17 protein-coding genes and 1 other RNA gene are annotated in these 16,662 nt (G+C 51.6%); 10 read left to right on the top strand and 8 right to left on the bottom strand.

All coding sequences use genetic code 11. The features are described from left to right. The first annotated feature begins 67 nt into the window (after nucleotides 1-67). The gene (locus tag ACGHZ6_RS01235) at nucleotides 68-421 is read left to right on the top strand and encodes a VOC family protein (protein ID WP_390616955.1); all 354 of its coding nucleotides are present in this window, start codon (nucleotides 68-70) and stop codon (nucleotides 419-421) included. A gap of 7 nt (nucleotides 422-428) precedes the next feature. Here ACGHZ6_RS01235 and ACGHZ6_RS01240 read toward each other — a convergent pair whose 3' ends face one another. The 4 genes from ACGHZ6_RS01240 to ACGHZ6_RS01255 form a co-directional block, all read right to left on the bottom strand. Continuing rightward, on the bottom strand, nucleotides 429-1,049 hold the full coding sequence (locus ACGHZ6_RS01240; RefSeq protein ID WP_390616956.1) for a 5-formyltetrahydrofolate cyclo-ligase: 621 nt from the start codon (nucleotides 1,047-1,049) through the stop codon (nucleotides 429-431). 26 nt (nucleotides 1,050-1,075) lie between these two features. Beyond that, nucleotides 1,076-1,254: non-coding RNA, 6S RNA (gene ssrS / locus ACGHZ6_RS01245), on the bottom strand. A gap of 143 nt (nucleotides 1,255-1,397) precedes the next feature. Beyond that, nucleotides 1,398-1,697, bottom strand: a complete 300-nt coding sequence (locus tag ACGHZ6_RS01250) for a cell division protein ZapA (RefSeq protein WP_390616957.1) — start codon at nucleotides 1,695-1,697, stop codon at nucleotides 1,398-1,400. A gap of 27 nt (nucleotides 1,698-1,724) precedes the next feature. Beyond that, on the bottom strand, nucleotides 1,725-1,934 hold the full coding sequence (locus tag ACGHZ6_RS01255; protein ID WP_390616958.1) for a TIGR02449 family protein: 210 nt from the start codon (nucleotides 1,932-1,934) through the stop codon (nucleotides 1,725-1,727). A 230-nt stretch (nucleotides 1,935-2,164) separates the two neighbouring features. On the opposite strand from ACGHZ6_RS01255, the gene ACGHZ6_RS01260 reads away from it, so the two are divergent. The 7 genes from ACGHZ6_RS01260 (at nucleotide 2,165) to ACGHZ6_RS01290 (ending at nucleotide 10,364) form a co-directional block, all read left to right on the top strand. Further along, the gene (locus ACGHZ6_RS01260; protein ID WP_390616959.1) at nucleotides 2,165-2,764 is read left to right on the top strand and encodes a UPF0149 family protein; all 600 of its coding nucleotides are present in this window, start codon (nucleotides 2,165-2,167) and stop codon (nucleotides 2,762-2,764) included. Between the two features lie 43 nt (nucleotides 2,765-2,807). After that, entirely contained in the window at nucleotides 2,808-4,130 is a 1,323-nt protein-coding gene (pepP, locus tag ACGHZ6_RS01265; RefSeq protein ID WP_390616960.1) for a Xaa-Pro aminopeptidase, read from the top strand. 59 nt (nucleotides 4,131-4,189) lie between these two features. Continuing rightward, entirely contained in the window at nucleotides 4,190-5,440 is a 1,251-nt protein-coding gene (gene ubiH, locus ACGHZ6_RS01270; protein ID WP_390616962.1) for a 2-octaprenyl-6-methoxyphenyl hydroxylase, read from the top strand. A 10-nt stretch (nucleotides 5,441-5,450) separates the two neighbouring features. Continuing rightward, nucleotides 5,451-6,680: an FAD-dependent monooxygenase gene (locus ACGHZ6_RS01275; RefSeq protein ID WP_390616963.1), complete on the top strand. Its 1,230-nt coding sequence runs from the start codon at nucleotides 5,451-5,453 to the stop codon at nucleotides 6,678-6,680. Nucleotides 6,681-6,685: 5 nt separating this feature from the next. Then, nucleotides 6,686-8,008, top strand: a complete 1,323-nt coding sequence (locus tag ACGHZ6_RS01280; protein ID WP_390616965.1) for a B12-binding domain-containing radical SAM protein — start codon at nucleotides 6,686-6,688, stop codon at nucleotides 8,006-8,008. Then, the gene (locus ACGHZ6_RS01285) at nucleotides 7,984-9,351 is read left to right on the top strand and encodes a B12-binding domain-containing radical SAM protein (protein WP_390616966.1); all 1,368 of its coding nucleotides are present in this window, start codon (nucleotides 7,984-7,986) and stop codon (nucleotides 9,349-9,351) included. Before ACGHZ6_RS01280 ends, ACGHZ6_RS01285 begins: the two co-directional genes overlap by 25 nt. Nucleotides 9,352-9,443: 92 nt before the next feature. Then, on the top strand, nucleotides 9,444-10,364 hold the full coding sequence (locus ACGHZ6_RS01290) for a diguanylate cyclase (RefSeq protein WP_390616967.1): 921 nt from the start codon (nucleotides 9,444-9,446) through the stop codon (nucleotides 10,362-10,364). Here the strand turns inward: ACGHZ6_RS01290 and ACGHZ6_RS01295 are convergent. From ACGHZ6_RS01295 to ACGHZ6_RS01310, 4 genes are all read right to left on the bottom strand, one after another. After that, nucleotides 10,348-12,207, bottom strand: a complete 1,860-nt coding sequence (locus ACGHZ6_RS01295) for a C13 family peptidase (RefSeq protein ID WP_390616969.1) — start codon at nucleotides 12,205-12,207, stop codon at nucleotides 10,348-10,350. The genes ACGHZ6_RS01290 and ACGHZ6_RS01295 overlap by 17 nt on opposite strands. 214 nt (nucleotides 12,208-12,421) lie before the next feature. Next, nucleotides 12,422-12,553, bottom strand: coding sequence for a hypothetical protein (locus ACGHZ6_RS01300; RefSeq protein ID WP_390616970.1), 132 nt, complete (start codon nucleotides 12,551-12,553; stop codon nucleotides 12,422-12,424). 193 nt (nucleotides 12,554-12,746) lie between these two features. Then, nucleotides 12,747-14,747 (bottom strand): TonB-dependent receptor, encoded by a 2,001-nt coding sequence (locus ACGHZ6_RS01305; protein WP_390616971.1) that lies wholly within the window; start codon nucleotides 14,745-14,747, stop codon nucleotides 12,747-12,749. A 92-nt stretch (nucleotides 14,748-14,839) separates the two neighbouring features. Further along, on the bottom strand, nucleotides 14,840-15,136 hold the full coding sequence (locus ACGHZ6_RS01310) for a hypothetical protein (RefSeq protein WP_390616972.1): 297 nt from the start codon (nucleotides 15,134-15,136) through the stop codon (nucleotides 14,840-14,842). A gap of 261 nt (nucleotides 15,137-15,397) precedes the next feature. Here ACGHZ6_RS01310 and hisB point away from each other — a divergent pair, with 261 nt between their 5' ends. Both hisB and hisH read left to right on the top strand, forming a co-directional pair. Next, the gene (gene hisB, locus ACGHZ6_RS01315; RefSeq protein ID WP_390616973.1) at nucleotides 15,398-15,991 is read left to right on the top strand and encodes an imidazoleglycerol-phosphate dehydratase HisB; all 594 of its coding nucleotides are present in this window, start codon (nucleotides 15,398-15,400) and stop codon (nucleotides 15,989-15,991) included. Next, nucleotides 15,991-16,638 carry an imidazole glycerol phosphate synthase subunit HisH gene (gene hisH, locus ACGHZ6_RS01320; RefSeq protein ID WP_390616974.1) on the top strand — a complete coding sequence of 216 codons (648 nt, stop codon included), beginning with the start codon at nucleotides 15,991-15,993 and terminating at the stop codon, nucleotides 16,636-16,638. The genes hisB and hisH overlap by 1 nt, the downstream gene beginning before the upstream one ends. The last annotated feature ends 24 nt before the right edge of the window (nucleotides 16,639-16,662 follow it).

The following is a 16,662-nucleotide window of genomic DNA, read 5'->3' on the forward strand; positions in this document are numbered from 1 at the left end:
GCAAACTAACTGAAATTTATTATACATAGGTTACAGCGCCTCTCAATTACTCTCTGGAGATAAGTCGATGTCAGGACAGGAAAAAATCAATTATGTGGAGTTTGCCGCAAAGGATTTGGCCGCCACAGAGGCCTTTTTCAAACAAGCCTTTGGTTGGACGTTTGAACATTACGGTGATGACTATATTGCCTTCAGTAATGCGGGGCTTGAAGGCGGTTTTTATCAGGCGGAATTATTTGCCAGCAGCCTGCAGGGCAGCGCGCTGATTGTCTTGTACAGTGAAGATCTGGCGGCGACCGAAGCCAGGATTGAAGCGGCGGGCGGTTATATTGTGCAGGAAACCTACGACTTTCCCGGTGGGCGCCGGTTTCATTTCTCCGAGCCCAGCGGCAATGAATTTGCGGTTTGGTCTGATAAATAAGGGCCGATTAGCCCAGTATAAAATCCCGATGCCAGTGTGACCGGCTGGCCACTAAAATCTGCGATTCGGTGGCGATACTGTGTAACGGGATATCCCAGTGCTCAGTATCCAGTTTGTCGACCTGTTGGCAGCTGTGAGCCAGCCCCAGTAAATAAGGGCGATGATTTTGGGTCTGGTGCTTGAAGGCAAAGGTCCGATCATAAAAGCCGCCGCCCATGCCCATGCGATTGCCGTTCGCATCAAAGCCGACTAACGGCATTAGCACCATGTCTAAATCCTCTGCGCGAATACGCTTGCGCGGATCGGCTTTGGGCTCGGGAATGCCAAAGCGGTTCGGTTCCAGTTGCGTATGCTCATCAAAACGCACAAACCACAGGCGGTTTTCGGCACCGGGTTTGAGTACCGGAAGGTAACAGGCCTTGCCACGTCGTAGCGCTTCGTGCAGCAGTGGGGTGGGATCAATTTCGCCATCATTGGGCAGATAAAGGGCGATACGTTTACTGCGCAAAAAAATAGGTTGGCGCGACAGTTGTTTGCACAAATGTTCAGCGGCTAATTGCTGTAGTTGCGGAGAAAGCGCCCGGCGACGTTGCCGTAATTCTAGGCGTAGGCTTTGACGATTTTCCATGTCAGGCTGCTAGATGAATAAGAATAAGAGGCCCCAAGAGTGCCGCTGTCAACTTGGCCTTGAACCGTGGGGTTCAAGGTGGGTGATCTCAGTTACATATTAGGCTTTCCGTCGTGCGGACATGCACATCAATGCAAGCGTGAAACCCCCGGGGTAAACATTATCGGCTCGAGGACTTGTCGACTGGCCAACACTTCAGGGTTGGGTCGAGTATAGCGTAGATCGGAGGGCGAAAAAATCTTGAACTTGCCTGGGATTCAAGCTATGTCAGCGGTAAAAATAGGGAAATTTTATAAGCCTGAGATTACTGGTAAATAGGGTGGGGCAAAGCTTCAGGTGGCCTGAAGCTTAGTCAATATTGTTCAGAGCTTTATCGAGTTTGTCGCACAGGCGCTGCAGTTGATCGCCATCCACTTGTGGTTCAGCGGGCTGTCCCTTGGCTTGTAGCAGTTCATGGCTGAGGTTGAGGGCAGCCATTACGGCGATGCGCTCCAAGCCAATTACCGTTCCGGACTGGCGAATATCACGCATGCGGATATCGAGCTCGCGGGCCGCTGAAATCAGGGCATCGCGCTCTTCGGGCGGGCAGGCGACCTGGTACTCTTTGTCGAGTATGCTGACGCTGACTGTGCCGATTTGTGTGCTCATGGGGTATATCCTTGGAGCCCTTCGCTCCTAGCCCTCTTGTTCCAGACTTTTTAACCGGGTAATCATGGCTTCCACCCTGGTACGGGCCAGCTCATTCTTTTCAATAAGGCGGGCGCGTTCACGGGCCCACTCGCCTTCCTTCTCTCGCAATTGCTGATTTTCCTTTTGCTGGCGCTCCACAAGCTGGATGAGCTGGTCGAGCTTGGCTTCCAGGGCCGTTAACAGGTTATCAGTCATAGCGAATGGTTAGTCTAAATGGTTACTTTTGCAGCTACTATATTGCGCTGTATACGGGGGGTCAATCATTCTTAATGTAAATTCTAGAATATGTGACCTATCTTGCGCCAGTCCTTACAAAAAGTGTCCTCTGATCCGTGCCTCTGGGGGCTCTGGCGGCAGCCTTCCAGGGGGAATCATGGTAGGATGGCGGCTTGTTTTTTGGTCCCAAGATCTGTGATTGAGCGTATATGACTGAAGTAGAAGCCCTTATCCCCTTTGATGACCTCGCTGACCTGATGTTACCCATGGGCAGCCTCAACAGCCCTTCTGAGTTACATGGCTGGCTCTGTGGCAAACTCTGTGGGGGCGCGCGTATGGAAGAGGCCGATTGGCTGGATCAGGCCTGGGAATTCCTCGATGTGGTCGGTGGCGCTGGTGCTGAGGCCCGCGAAGCGGTTGCCCATCTGTATACCACCACCTTGTCCCAATTCAACGATGAGGAGTTTGGCCTGCAGCTGCTGCTACCGGATGATGAGACTGATCTGGACCAGCGTGTGCAGGCTCTGGGTCAGTGGTGTCACGGCTTCCTCAGCGGTTTTGGCAGTGCTGGTATCGATGGTGATGCTCAGTTCTCCGCCGATGCGGCCGATGCCCTTAGAGACTTGGCGGCTATTGTGCAGGCTGGTTTAGGGGATGAAGACGACGATGAAGATGATGCCGAAGGCGACTTTATCGAAATCGCCGAATATGTGCGTATGGCGACTTTGACCCTGTATGCCGATTTTGGCCAAATTGAATTTGACCGTATTGGTCGCGAAGAAGATGAAGGCAACGATACGTTGCATTAAGGCAGACAATACTTAAAACGAGAGCGCGAATACAGAGAAGCCCATGAGCAAACTATCGATCACCAAACAGGAATTTGCCCGTCGCCGTAAGGCGCTGATGGAACTAATGGAACCCGATAGTATTGCCATACTTCCTTCGGCCCCCGAACGCTCCCGTTCTCGCGATACCGAATTCCACTATCGCCAGGACAGTGATCTGTTTTACCTGTCCGGCTTTGCCGAACCCGAGTCGGTGCTTGTACTTATCCCCGGTCGTGAACATGGTGAGTTTGTGGTTTTCTGTCGCGAGCGTGATCGTGAGCGGGAAATTTGGGATGGCTACCGCGCTGGGCCCGAAGGTGCTATTGAGCAATACGGCGCCGACGATGCGTTTCCCATCGATGATATCGACGATATCCTGCCGGGCCTGATTGAAGGCCGTGAGCGGGTTTACTACGCCATGGGTAAGGATGCCGACTTTGATCACCAAGTGATGACCTGGGTAAATACCATCCGTGCCAAGGTGCGCTCCGGAGCAACGCCGCCGGGTGAGTTCCTCGATCTGGACCACTTTCTCCACGATATGCGTTTATTCAAAAGCGCCGCCGAGCAACGCATCATGGCCGAGGCCGGAGAAATTTCTGCCCGCGCCCATGTGCGAGCGATGAAACTCTGCAAACCCGGGCTTTACGAATATCACCTGGAAAGTGAAATTTTGCATGAATTTGGTATGAGTGGTGCGCGCCACGCCGCCTATAACACCATTGTTGGTGGCGGGGAGAATGGCTGCATTTTGCACTACATCGAAAATAACCAAAAACTGAAAAAAGGCGATCTGGTTCTGATCGATGCTGGTTGCGAGTTCGAATACTACGCTGCCGACATTACCCGCACTTTCCCAGTGGGTGGTAAATTCAGCGAAGAACAAAAAGCCCTCTATAACCTGACCCTGAAATCCCAGTACGCGGCAATTGATGCCATCAAACCGGGTAACCACTGGAATGATCCTCACGAAGCGTCGGTACAAGTGATCACTGAAGGTTTGGTTGAGTTGGGCCTAATGGAAGGTGATATAGACGAGCTGATCGAATCCGAAGCCTACAAAGATTTCTACATGCATCGCATTGGCCACTGGCTGGGTATGGATGTGCATGATGTAGGTGATTACAAGGTCGGTGGTGAATGGCGTGTACTGGAGCCAGGTATGGTGATGACCGTTGAACCAGGTATTTATGTAGCGCCGGATAATGAGAAGGTCGACAAGAAATGGCGCGGCATTGGTATTCGCATTGAAGATGATGTGTTGATCACCAAAGACGGTTGCGATGTATTGACCGCCTCGGTGCCGAAAACTGTTGAGGATATTGAAGCCTTAATGGCGAGCTAACGTCATACTTGGTATAGCGGGTATCCATTGGGTTTGGAAATAAGTAAGACGAATAATTCGTGGCAAATATAACAAACACACAAATCGCCATTATCGGCGGCGGCATGGTTGGCGCAGCCCTGGCCACCTTATTGGCCTGTGCGCGTACGACGTGGAAAGTCACCTTAATTGAAGCCTTCCCGTTTCCGGCCAAAGATACCGATGCTGAGCCGATATATCAGCCCAGCTTCGATGCCCGTTCCACGGCTATCGCTGCTGGTAGCGTGCAGTTGTTTGAGCAGGCGGGTGTTTGGCAGCAACTCAAGCAACACGCAACAGCCATCAATCAAGTGCATGTTTCCGATAAAGGTCATATCGGCGGTACCGTAATCGATAAAAATGACCTCGGCGAAAAAGCCCTGGGTTATGTGATCCCCAATGCCTGGATTGGTAATGTGCTGCTTAACCATATTCAGCAGCAGAGCAATATCGACATTATTGCGCCGGCGCAGGTAAAACGCCTGCAACCCAAACAAACTGGTGCGGCTCTGCTTATCGAAAACGAGGATGAAAACTTTACCCTGGATTGTGAGCTGGCAGTGATTGCCGACGGCGCTCAATCACCCTTGCGCAAGCAGTTGGGTATCGATGTTGAGGTACATAATTATCAGCAGACGGCGATTATTGCCAACGTTGCTTTTGATCAGCCCCATAACGGTATCGCCTATGAGCGCTTTACCGATCAGGGGCCAATGGCGCTACTGCCACTTGGCGAAAGTGAGCAGGGTTGTGAAAGTGCTCTGGTGTGGACGCAACCACAAGATCAGGCTGAGCGTATTTTGGCGCTGGATGAAGCGGGGTTTCTGGCTGAGCTGCAACAGCGTTTTGGTTTCCGGCTCGGTAACTTTACCAAGGTGGGCAAGCGCGACAGTTACCCGCTAGAGTTGTTAGTCGCTAAAGAACAGGTTCGTTCCTCTATAGCCGTGATGGGCAATGCCGCTCACTTTTTACATCCGGTTGCCGGTCAGGGTTTTAATTTGGCCCTGCGTGACTGTGCGGCCCTGGTGGCTGAGTTAGCTGCTGCGTTTGATCAAGACTTGCCGCTGGGCAATTTGGACAGCCTGCTGCGTTATCAACAAACCCAGGAAAATGATCAGTTGGCCACCATTCGTGGCAGCGATACGCTGACCAAATTATTTTCTACCGATCAATTACCCCAGGCCGCATTGCGAGCATTAGGTTTTATCGGTTTGGAAGCCTTGCCTGTCAGCAAACAGTGGCTAAGCATGCAGTCCATGGGTCAGGCTGGCCGTCGAGTAAATTTACAATAAGGCTTTGGGCATGAACGACGCGACGGAAATGACTGAATCAAGAGCAGAATTCGATATCCTAATTGTCGGCGCCGGCCTGGTCGGTGGCGCTTTGGCCTGCGCGCTTGCCCAAATTGATCAATCGCTTGCCGTGGGGGTGATTGAAGCCGGGCCGGACCCCAAACCATTTAACGCTGAGCAGTTTGATCCGCGTGTGGTTGCCTTAACCCATGCCTCGAAGCAACTGCTGGCCAGTATTGGCGCTTGGGACATGATCGAAGCCGAGCGCACCTGCCCCTATACCGATATGCATGTGTGGGATGCTGATGGCACGGGCAATATTCATTTTGATTGCCGTGAAGTGCAGCAGCCAAGCCTGGGCCACATTGTTGAAAATAGCGTGGCGGTTCGGGCTATTACCCAACAATTGTATCAGCGAGCCAATGTTCAGTTGATTCACGGGCGAGTGGAGACTTTGCACCGTGATGACCAAGCGCAATTATCGCAGGTGATTTTGGAATCCGGCGAGGTTGTATCGGCGCCGTTACTCTTGGCCTGTGATGGCGCTAATTCCAAAGTGCGTGAGTTGGCCAATATGCATACTCGCGAATGGGATTACGGCCATCACGCCGTGGTCACCACGGTGCGCAGCGAGCAGCCACACCAATTCACGGCCTGGCAACGTTTTTTAACCTCAGGTCCGCTGGCGTTTTTGCCGCTGGTTACCGCTGAGGGTGATGCTCACCAGTGTTCGATTGTGTGGTCTGTATTGCCGGAATTAGCCGAAGCGTTAATGGCGCTGGATGACGACACATTTTGTCTGCGCCTCAGTGATGCCTTTGAGCATAAGCTCGGCAAAGTCGTACACGCCGATAAGCGTTTTAGTTTCCCATTACGACAGCGTCATGCCATTGATTATATTAAACCCGGTATTGCGCTGGTGGGTGATGCCTGCCATACCATTCATCCTTTAGCCGGTCAGGGCGTGAATTTAGGCTTCCTTGATGTGCTGGCGTTACAGCAGGAAATTCAGCGCGCCTGCGAACGTAACCTGCCCCTGTCTGATGAATCCATTCTGCGTCGTTACCAACGTCAGCGCAAAAGCGGCAACCTGTCGATGATGGCGGCGATGGAAGGTTTTAAACGTTTATTCGGTGCTGACAATATCGGTGTGCGCTGGGTGCGTAACGAAGGTTTACGTCAGGTAAACAGTTTGCCGCTGTTAAAAAATACCATCGTTAAACAAGCCATGGGACTCTAAAGCCTATGTCGAACGCTATTTCCTCCATTGCGTTGGTGTGTTTGACACCTATCACCGACGGCAATGAGCTGGGTGCAATGGAGTTGCCCAGTTACGGCATTAAGCGTATTCAAGCTGCGGTGGTGGCTGATCCTGCACTGGCCGATTGCCAGCTGCATATGATTGACCTGATGCGGGATGACGTTGAAGGTTATGTTGAAACCATTCTCGCCTGCGAACCGCAATTAATCGGCATTTCCATGTATGTCTGGTCGACACCCTGCATGATAGAAGTGGCGCGTCGAATTAAATTACGTCGGCCCGATATTTTAATTGTGTTTGGTGGCCCGTCGGCGCGAAAGGAAGTCTTTGATCTGCCTATCTATCCTGCACCCCATCATGTGTTGGATGCACTGGTGAGTTCCGAAGGTGAAGAAACCTTTACCCGTATAGCCCGATTGCCAGAAGCCAGTAAACAACAATTAGAGAGTGTGCCGGGGTTAGATGTGCCGGCTATTAGTGGCTGGTATTCAACCGGGCCGCAGGTACCGATTGCCTGTTTGGATAATATCGCCTCGCCATACCAGCTGGGGTTGATGCCGCGTAATACTGTGGCCTACCTGGAAACCTTTCGCGGCTGCCCCATGAGTTGCCGTTTTTGTGAGTGGGGCGCAACCGACAGTGCAACCACGGTATTTTCTACCGAGTACCTGATTAAAGAAATGCAGGCTTACAAGGAGTGGGATGCCTCGTCGGTATTTTTGGTTGATGCCGGTTTAAACCTCAATGCCAAAGCCTTTAAAAATTTGCAGGCCGCCGAGCGTGAAGTCGGATTCCTCGCGCGCGCCAAAGGTCTGTGGGCTGAGATATATCCCACCAATGTACGTGATGAACATTTACAGTTTTTGCGCGAAGTGAATGTTGGTTACCTGGGCATCGGTTTACAATCGATTGATCCGGCAGTATTGAAAGATCAGGATCGTCCTTTCAAGCAGGAACGTTTTGAAGAGTCCGTAAGACGTTTGGCGGAAGTTTCCTACTGTGAAATCCAAATTATTATGGGGTTGCCCGGTGATACGCCGGAAGGTTTTCAGCGTACGCTGGAATTTGCACGCTCATTACCGGTCGGTGTGCGCGCCTATCATTGCTTGGTATTGCCCGATGCCTTGCTAAACCGTTCCAAACCCGAGTGGAATATTCGCTTTAATCCGCACAATATGGCTATGACATCCTGTCTTGGGTGGAGTGAAGCTGACTTTGCTCGCATGCGCGCCTATAACACCGAGCAGGCCCAGCAAGCTGGCGGAACAGCGGGAGAGTTTTGGTGGTTCTTTCCTCCCCAGTATTAGTCGAACCGCAAGCGGTAAAGGAAACCTCTGAGCGTCCTCGTCGTGGACGGCGGGTAGCGATTCTCGCCTGTTACCCGCTGCGCGATGCCGCCATGCCGCCACAATTTATTTCCAACCACGGTATGCGAATGGTCGAGGCTTCTCTGCGTGCATCAGAGCTCGATGGTCTGGAAGTCAAAGTGTGGGATTTGGATGTTGCACGTCTGCAACCGATGGTTGATGAAGTGCTCGACTTCGATCCCGATGTGGTTGGTTTTTCCGCCTTTATGTGGTCGTTTGATTTATTCGTTCAGGCCGCCCAAATTTTCAAGCAACATGACCCGCGACGCTTAATTGTTTTTGGTGGGCCTTCGGCGCGACCTTCCATGTTTAAGCTCGAACCTTATCAACAGGCTTCCCGCTGGGTGGATGTGCTGGTGATCAACGAAGGTGAAACCGCCTTTGTGGAAATTGTCGCCAGCGAAGATCGCCGTGCGAGCAGTTTGCAGGATATTAAGGGCTTGGCTTTACCGGGTTTGGCCGGCTGGATTGAAACGCCTGAACGTCCGCTGGCGGACCTTAGTGATTTGCCATCACCCTATAAAATGGACCTGGTACCACCGGGTGGCATTGGTGTATTGCAAACCTATCGCGGCTGCCCATTTACCTGTTCATTTTGTGAGTGGGGTACACTGGAGTCTCCCAAGCGGGTCAGGCGAGTTGACGATTTAAGTGAAGAATTTGCAGCTATGGATCGCAATGGCGTTGGTGGCACTTTATTGGTGGATGCTGGCTTAAACCTGAATCCCCACGGCTTTCGTAATTTAATGGATGCTGCCGCCGAAACCCGATTTTTTGAAAATCGCTATTTAATTTCTGAAGTCTATCCCGCCAAGGTGCGCGACGAGCACCTGGAATTTTTATCCATGGTGGGTATGCCGCTGGTAGGTATCGGGCTGCAGTCCTTTGATAATGATGTGCTTTCTCATGTGGAGCGGGCCTACGATGAAAACCGTTTTGAAAAAACTCTCGATGAGTTGCGTAAAGTCTCGTCGGTAGCCATCGAGATTATTCTGGGTTTACCCGGCGATACGCCAGAGAGTTTTCGCAAAACTTTTGAACGGGCCAGAAGTTTGCCCTGTGCCTTGCGGGTTTATCACTGCGTGGTATTGCCTTCTGCACTGATGGTGCGGGCTCCAGAAAACTACGCTATGGATTTTGACCCTCACTCCCTGAAGATGAAGTCCTGTTTGGGGTGGAGCGCAGAAGCCATGCAGCGGGAAATGGACTATGTCACTGACTGTGCGCGGCGTGAGGGCGGCGAGTGCGGCGAGTATTTTTGGGTTTTTCCTCGTCGTATGTGAGTCGTTTTTTTGACGTACGACTCGAAATCTGCACGTTATTCACGTAAAGTGGCGATATAGCTAAAAGCATAATGATAAGAGCCGCTGTTCCCATGTTAGTCAAAGATGTAATGAGTCAATCCGTGACAGGAGTCGATGCCGATGAACGGCTGGCAGATGCTGTTGCACTTATGACGCAGCAACGCCATTCGTGTCTGGTGGTTGTTGAGGCTAACAAACCTGTCGGCATTGTGACCGAGCGTGATCTTGCCCATCTATTAAGCCAAGCCTTTAGTCAGTCGCTGGACAAGGATATGGTGGTTGCGGGCATTATGACTCCACGCCCTATCTGTGTGAGTGAGTCCATGACCTTGGCCGATGCCTTGGCGCTTTCTCGTACCCGTAGGGTGCGCCATCTGCCAGTAGTGGATGACGATAATCAGCTAATCGGTTTGGTTACCCAAACCAATATGGTGAATACCTACGCCGATATTCTTGCCGAGCAAGCCCGCCTGGAAACCAATCTGGAAGAACTTAAGCACCTGTCGCTGGAAGATCCATTAATGGGTGTTGGTAATCGTCGGGCGATGGAAGTGGATTTGGCCTTTACCGAAGCTGATGCCAAGCGACATAAAAAAAGCTACGCCGTGTCACTAGTGGATATCGATTACTTTAAAAAGTACAACGATCACTACGGACACCAGTCCGGTGATGAGGTATTGCGCCAGGTTGCCGATATTGTCAAAGCAACGGTGCGGGATTCTGATCGCGTATTTCGTTATGGCGGTGAAGAAATATTGATTGTTATGCCGGAAACCGACTTAAGCGCCGCGCAACTATGTATTGAGAGGGTGCGGCAGTCATTGGAGAAGGCGGCCATTCCCCATGAGCGCTCTCCATTTGGCTTTCTAACCGTCAGCGGTGGCGTGGCTGCCGGTGTAGCAAGCCCTTGGGCAGCGCTGGTGGCTGATGCCGACAAAGGCTTGTATGAGGCCAAAGGCGCAGGGCGCAATCGCATCAGTGTCTCTGACTGAGAGTTTGCTCTGTGCTCGTTTCAGTCCTGGCTGAGCGTTGATCGCGCCAGCGCTCTAAGTGCTCGATAATTTTATCTGACGAATACATCTGCGGGTTGGAGTTCTCTTTACCTTCCTCGGTTTCCCATTGCTGTATCAGTGCGCTTGCCTGCAAAAAAGCGTCGCTAAAGCTGTTGGTGTTGGGCAGGGCCTCTTTAAAGAAGGCTTCACCAAAATAGGTGAATTTATTATTGTCATCACAGCCAAACGACGTTTTATCACTTGCCGCTGCGGTTATCACCATAGTGTGATCATCTTTTAAGTCTTCAATAAAACCACCGGAGTAACAGGCCGATAAAACCACCACTTTCCATTTGATCTGGCTTTGGTCGAGCAACTCGCGCAGTTTTTGGGAGCTGAGGTCTTGCAGAGATAGCCCCGGTTGCTGGAATGATATGGTTTTATTCTGGGAGCCGTGGCTGGTGATATAGAGAAATAAAATATCCTGCTCACGGTTCATCTTTTGCCCTAACGTACTTAGGCTTTTCTCCAGGCTGGTAAGGGTGGCCAGTGGGCGGTCATCCAATGAGCGACGACTATTGCTGAGATAAACGGATTGTTCGGGGTTGCTTAGCGTTTGGTTGAAGTAAGTTTCGATGAAATTGATTTCGCTGCGAAATACTTCCTCGCTACCAAACGAGCCCAGGGCCAGGGTGAACAGTTCGATTTGCTCACGGTTGCCTGGCTGAATAGTATTAAGTCGCTGTTCTAACAGCGGCAGCTGGTTGTAAAGGGCAAACTCGGTGATTTCCTCGCGGCCAAAAATAGCTGTGCCAGAGTCGCTGCTGATGAGTTCGTTGTTTTTCCATTCGCCGTGAATGGGTTTGGCATCATCATGGTTGGCGGTGTAGATTCCCTTGCCGTGTTTGCTGCCGTAGCGAAACTCACCCTCGTATATATCGCCATTGCTGGCGATCAGTTTACCCTGGCCATCAAAGCGACCGTAGTTAAATTCGCCTTCATAACGGCTGCTATTGCTACCGATAAAAACGCCCTGGCCGACCAGTACGCCGTTTTCAAACTGGCCCTGATATTGGTTGCCATCTTCATCGACATCAACGCCTTTGCCGTTGGCAACCCAATCTTTAAATTCACCCACATAGGCGCGACCTTCGCTATTGCTGTAACTGCCTTGGCCTGAAAAATTGCCCTGTTGAAATGTACCGCTATAACGTTCGCCGGAGTTTTCGATATAGGTGCCTTGGCCGTGAAATTCACCTTCAATAAATTCACCGGTGTAGCGATTGCCGTTGGCGTAAACTATATCACCCTGACCGTGGAAGCGGTCATCGTGAAAGCCTCCGGTGTAGGTGTAGTCGTCTGTTACCGTCCACTTGCCTTGGCCCTGGATTTTGCTTCGCTCGAATTGGCCTTCGTATAGATTACCTTCGCTGAAAATAATCAGGCCTTGGCCATGGGGTTGGTTATTCTTAATCTGGCCGCTGTATTGAATGCCATCGGAGTAGGTGATGCTGCCTTTGCCATTACCTGAGCCCTGTTGGTAATCACCGGTGTAGCGATAGCCAGTGTGGCTGATAAATTCGCCTTTGCCATGAAACAAACCATTGGCAAACTCGCCCTGATATTCATCGCCATTAGGCCACTGCATATGGCCTTCACCTGCAGCGACGCCGTCTTCATTTACAGGGCCTGAATAGGTGGCGCCATCGGCAAAGCGCAGCGCAGGGTGGTAACGAATCTCTCCGGCTTCAATATGATAACTTTGATTAAACAGGGTGACTGATACAGCTCCCAGTGAAATACCTAATGCCAGGGAGATGGCTAAACGTCCAGATTGTTTCATGATGGCTTCCTACAACTATGCAAGACATTACTATACGACATAATTGTCGCGACGCATCATGAATATTGAAACAGATAAAAAAAAGGGACCGCAAGCAGTCCCTGAGTGATAGCCAAAGGTAGAAACAACAGCGAACTGTTGTCTATTCTTGTTACAACCAATGGGGGTAGGTCACAACAGGAAACTTGAGTTGAAGGAGAAACAGCAGTAACGATTAGTGGGCATCACCGTGATCGGTATTGCCGTCGATCCAATACAAAAGAACGCCAGCCAGTGTCGCTCCAACCACAATGGCAGCCATGCTACCCATAAGAAGGATTCCAGCAATATTGACAGCTTCAGTCATAACGATCTCCTGTAAAGGTTTTCCTCACTGTGTTGGATACAGTGTAAACCTCGGGCGGATACGGTTATTGATTTGGGTCAAGCGGTGGGGCGTTTGATGAGCTTTGTGAGGGGGTACCTCAGTAGAGGTAGAAGAGGGGTAGAGCATGTCACTCCGTGCCCCAACGGGGCACGGAGTGACATTTGGTTAACGCCTAGAAACTAAAGCGTGCACCAACGGTTAAGCTGCGTTCTGCTTCCGGAGAAACTTCACGCAGGTAAGAAGTGGAGTGACGGATTTCGTCATCCAGCAGGTTGTTGGCGCGTACGAAGAACATGGTGTTATCCATGTAGTAGTTAAAGCTGGCATCGACGCGGGTGTAGCCATCGGTATCCTCTTCTTCGTCACCTGGGTGGTTCTGATCCGCAGCGCGGGTGGCGCTCAGTTTGGCATCCCACTGCTCAGTGGCAAAGCTCAGCTCGGAGCCAAAGCGTGCAGGGGTGATACGAGGCACATCGCCATTGTTGTCCAGCTTGGCGCGAACATAGTCACCGAAGAAACGCAGTTGCCATTGCTCTGCCAGTGGCAGAATCAGCTCGGCCTCGATACCGCGGAAGGTGGAGTCTTCCTGGCTGTATTCGAAGATAAACAGTTCTTCAACGTGATCTTCTACACCGGTATTGCGCTTATAAATAAAATCGCTGATATCGTTGTAGAACAGGTTAACGGAGGCGTGGAAATCACCGTGGTAGTGGTAGCCGACTTCCCAGTTCAGGCTGGTTTCTTCGTCCAAATTACGATCGCCGACGTCAATACTTTGGGTCGCCAGGTGAGGGCCGTCAGAGAACAGCTCTTCTACACTCGGTGCACGTTGAGTACGGCTCAGGCCCAGGTTGATACGCTGGCTATCGCTCAGTTGGTACTGGGTTGCTAAAGACAGGCTGTAAGCATTGTGGTCAACACTGCTGCCATTTTCTGGATCGATCTCTTGGCGCTCCAAACGGCCGCCCACTTCAACCAGCCATTGGCCGAATTGTTTCTCTTCAACCAGGAAGATGCCCTGACTGGTGATATCTGACTTGGGAATGAATGCTTCTTCACCTTCAGCGGAGAATTCACGATCCAGTAGCTGGATGCCAAAAGCGCCTTTCCAGTCGTTGATGGGGTTGTGCACCAGTTCCAGACGCCCTTCAACGGCTTCACTTTCGAAGACCGTACCGGTTTCAGCACCTTCCAGCTCGGCGTGTTCGTAGTCAACATAGGCCAGGCGCAGGCGGGCTTTTTCAAAGCCCTCCATTGGGTTCAGCAGCTCACCTTTGATGTCGTAACGGGTTTGCTGCATATCAATACGTACAACTTCCTCGTCGTCGTGACCGCCACCACCGCCACCGCCGTGATCATGCTCATGGCCACCGGGAGGAATGCCGTAATTGTTTTCCTGGTAGTTAACGCTAAAGCCCAGGTAGCCGCGCTCACCAATCCAGGTGCCGCCCAGGCTGCCACCGCTGGCGCGGTTGTTGGAGTTGTCGATAAAGCCGTAGGTGGTTTCATCGCCACCGTGAACATCCGCTGGGCCATCGATATTGGTGTTGTTGCTGTCGCGATACATGCCGTCTACATGCCAGGCAAAGTTATTGCCTGCGGCGCCGTCCAGACGGAAAACACTCGCGGTTTCATCGTTAGCCGTGCTGTGGCGGGTTTCAATCGCACCTGTGATCGCTTTTTCTGGCAGGCTGGTCGGGATGCGGCTGTCGATCACGTTGACGATGCCGCCGATGGCACCACCACCAAAGCGCAGGGTTTGTGGGCCGCGCAATACTTCAATGCTGTCAGCCAGCAGAGGCTCGGTGGTATTGGCATGGTCGGCAGAGGCGTTAGAGGCATCCAGGGTTTCCAGGCCATCCTGCATCACCTTAACTCGGTTGGCGCCCTGGCCACGAATAATCGGGTTACCGACGCTGGGGCCGAAAGAGGCGGAGGAGACACCAACCAGACCCTGCAGGGTTTCACCCAGAGTCGCTGCAGCTTGCTGGCGCAGTTTTTCACCGCTCAATACGCTGATTGGGCGCGGGTTTTCAGATACCGTCTTTTCCAGAGGAGAAGCACTAACGGTCATCTCTTCCATGTGTTTGTTATGGGACAGTTCGTTTGAGGCGGCCCAGGCTTGAGTGGACAATACCGCTGCCGCCAGCGGTAACAAAGTAAAAGCTTTCATCAGTTTTCTTCACAGTTGGGCAGGTGCAGGGATGTCTAACGAGGTAGACATTGCCGGGCACACTGCGGATTAAGTCATTGAATGTGTAGGTTTTAGACTGTGAAAGATGGTGGAGCTCGGATGCTATAGATGCCAAAGCCTAGGCTTATGGCCTGCGTGCTTGCCTCTTGATGGGTAGAGCTTTGTGAAAAGGTGACAGCTGGTGCATCTAGGCCACTGCTGGCACCTTCACCGCTGCCGTGGTGAAGGCAGCAGATGGTGCATTCGTTAGCGGCCTCAAGGTCCGCATGGATATGACCGATTTCAGCGGTTTGCGCCAATAGCAGTACCGCCACCAGACTAAGCAGGTAGCGTCGCCATAGGGATTGGGCGCGAGGACTGAAAAACACGGTTACATCCTGGGTGATTAAAGGCTAGCCAGTTATGTTATGTTGTAACAAAATGGCGCGCAAGTGAATAATTTTGATCGAGTTCATGAGCAAAGGAGCGGTAGTTTACGCGGCACTAATAGCTTAGGCATCTAGTGCTTGGTCAATTAGTGTAAAGACTCTTCCCACAGATCCTTTATCGCAGTAGCCCGCACCCCCTGCTACCAGTATAATTCGCGCCTTGAGTTGCCATCCCGGCAGTAGAGAACATTGGAGACGACTATGGCGGATCGCACCGCATCGGTAAATCGCGATACCTTGGAAACCCAAATTCAGGTAGACGTAAACCTGGATGGCACCGGTAAAGGCCAATTCAATACTGGCGTGCCCTTCCTTGAGCATATGATGGATCAGATTGCTCGCCATGGTTTGATTGATATGAATATCACTTGTAAAGGCGATACCCACATTGATGACCACCACACGGTGGAAGATATTGGTATCACCCTGGGGCAGGCAGTGGCTCAAGCGTTGGGTGACAAGAAAGGTATCCGCCGTTATGGCCACGCCTATGTGCCGCTGGATGAAGCTCTGTCACGTGTTGTGATCGATTTTTCCGGTCGTCCGGGCTTGATTATGGAAATTCCATTTACCCAAAAGCGTGTGGGTAACTTTGATACCGAGCTATTCTGGGAGTTTTTCCAGGGCTTTGTTAACCATGCCCAGGTAACCCTGCACATTGATTGCCTGCGTGGCTTTAATGCTCACCACCAGATCGAGACGGTATTTAAAGCTTTTGGTCGTGCCCTGCGTATGGCTCTGGAATTGGATCCGCGTATGAGCGGCATGATGCCTTCCACAAAAGGTACCCTTTAATGAGCAAGCAAGTTGCCGTGATCGATTACGGCATGGGTAATCTGCATTCTGTCGCCAGTGCTTTGGAGCATGTGGCTCCAGATACCAATGTCATCGTTACTGCCGACGCGCAAGCCATTGCCAATGCCGATCATGTGATCTTCCCTGGCGTGGGCGCTATCCGCGATTGTATGGCAGAAATACGCCGTCTGGGTGTTGATGCGGTAGTTAAAGATGCGATTGCCAGCGGCAAGCCGGTACTGGGTATTTGTGTCGGTATGCAGGCGCTGATGACTCACAGCGAAGAAAACGACGGCGTGGATTGCCTGAACCTGTTACAGGGCAATGTGCGCTTCTTCGGTAAGGAGCATCACGACGCTCAGGGCGAGCACTTAAAGGTGCCGCATATGGGCTGGAACCAGGTAGAGCAAACCATGGATCACCCGTTGTGGCAGGGTATTGAAAGCGGCAGCCGTTTTTATTTTGTCCACAGCTACTACATCAAATCTGACTCGCCGGAGTTGGTGGCGGGTACTTGTAACTACGGCCATGATTTTGATGTGGCGATTGCCAAAGATAATTTGTTTACTGCGCAATTCCACCCGGAAAAAAGCCACACTGCCGGTTTGCAGTTGCTGAAAAACTTTGTTGCCTGGGACGGCAAATAAATTGCCACAGGCCGGGGTCTGACC

It is taken from the genome of Maricurvus nonylphenolicus (assembly GCF_042854845.1).
Classification (GTDB): domain Bacteria; phylum Pseudomonadota; class Gammaproteobacteria; order Pseudomonadales; family Cellvibrionaceae; genus Maricurvus; species Maricurvus nonylphenolicus.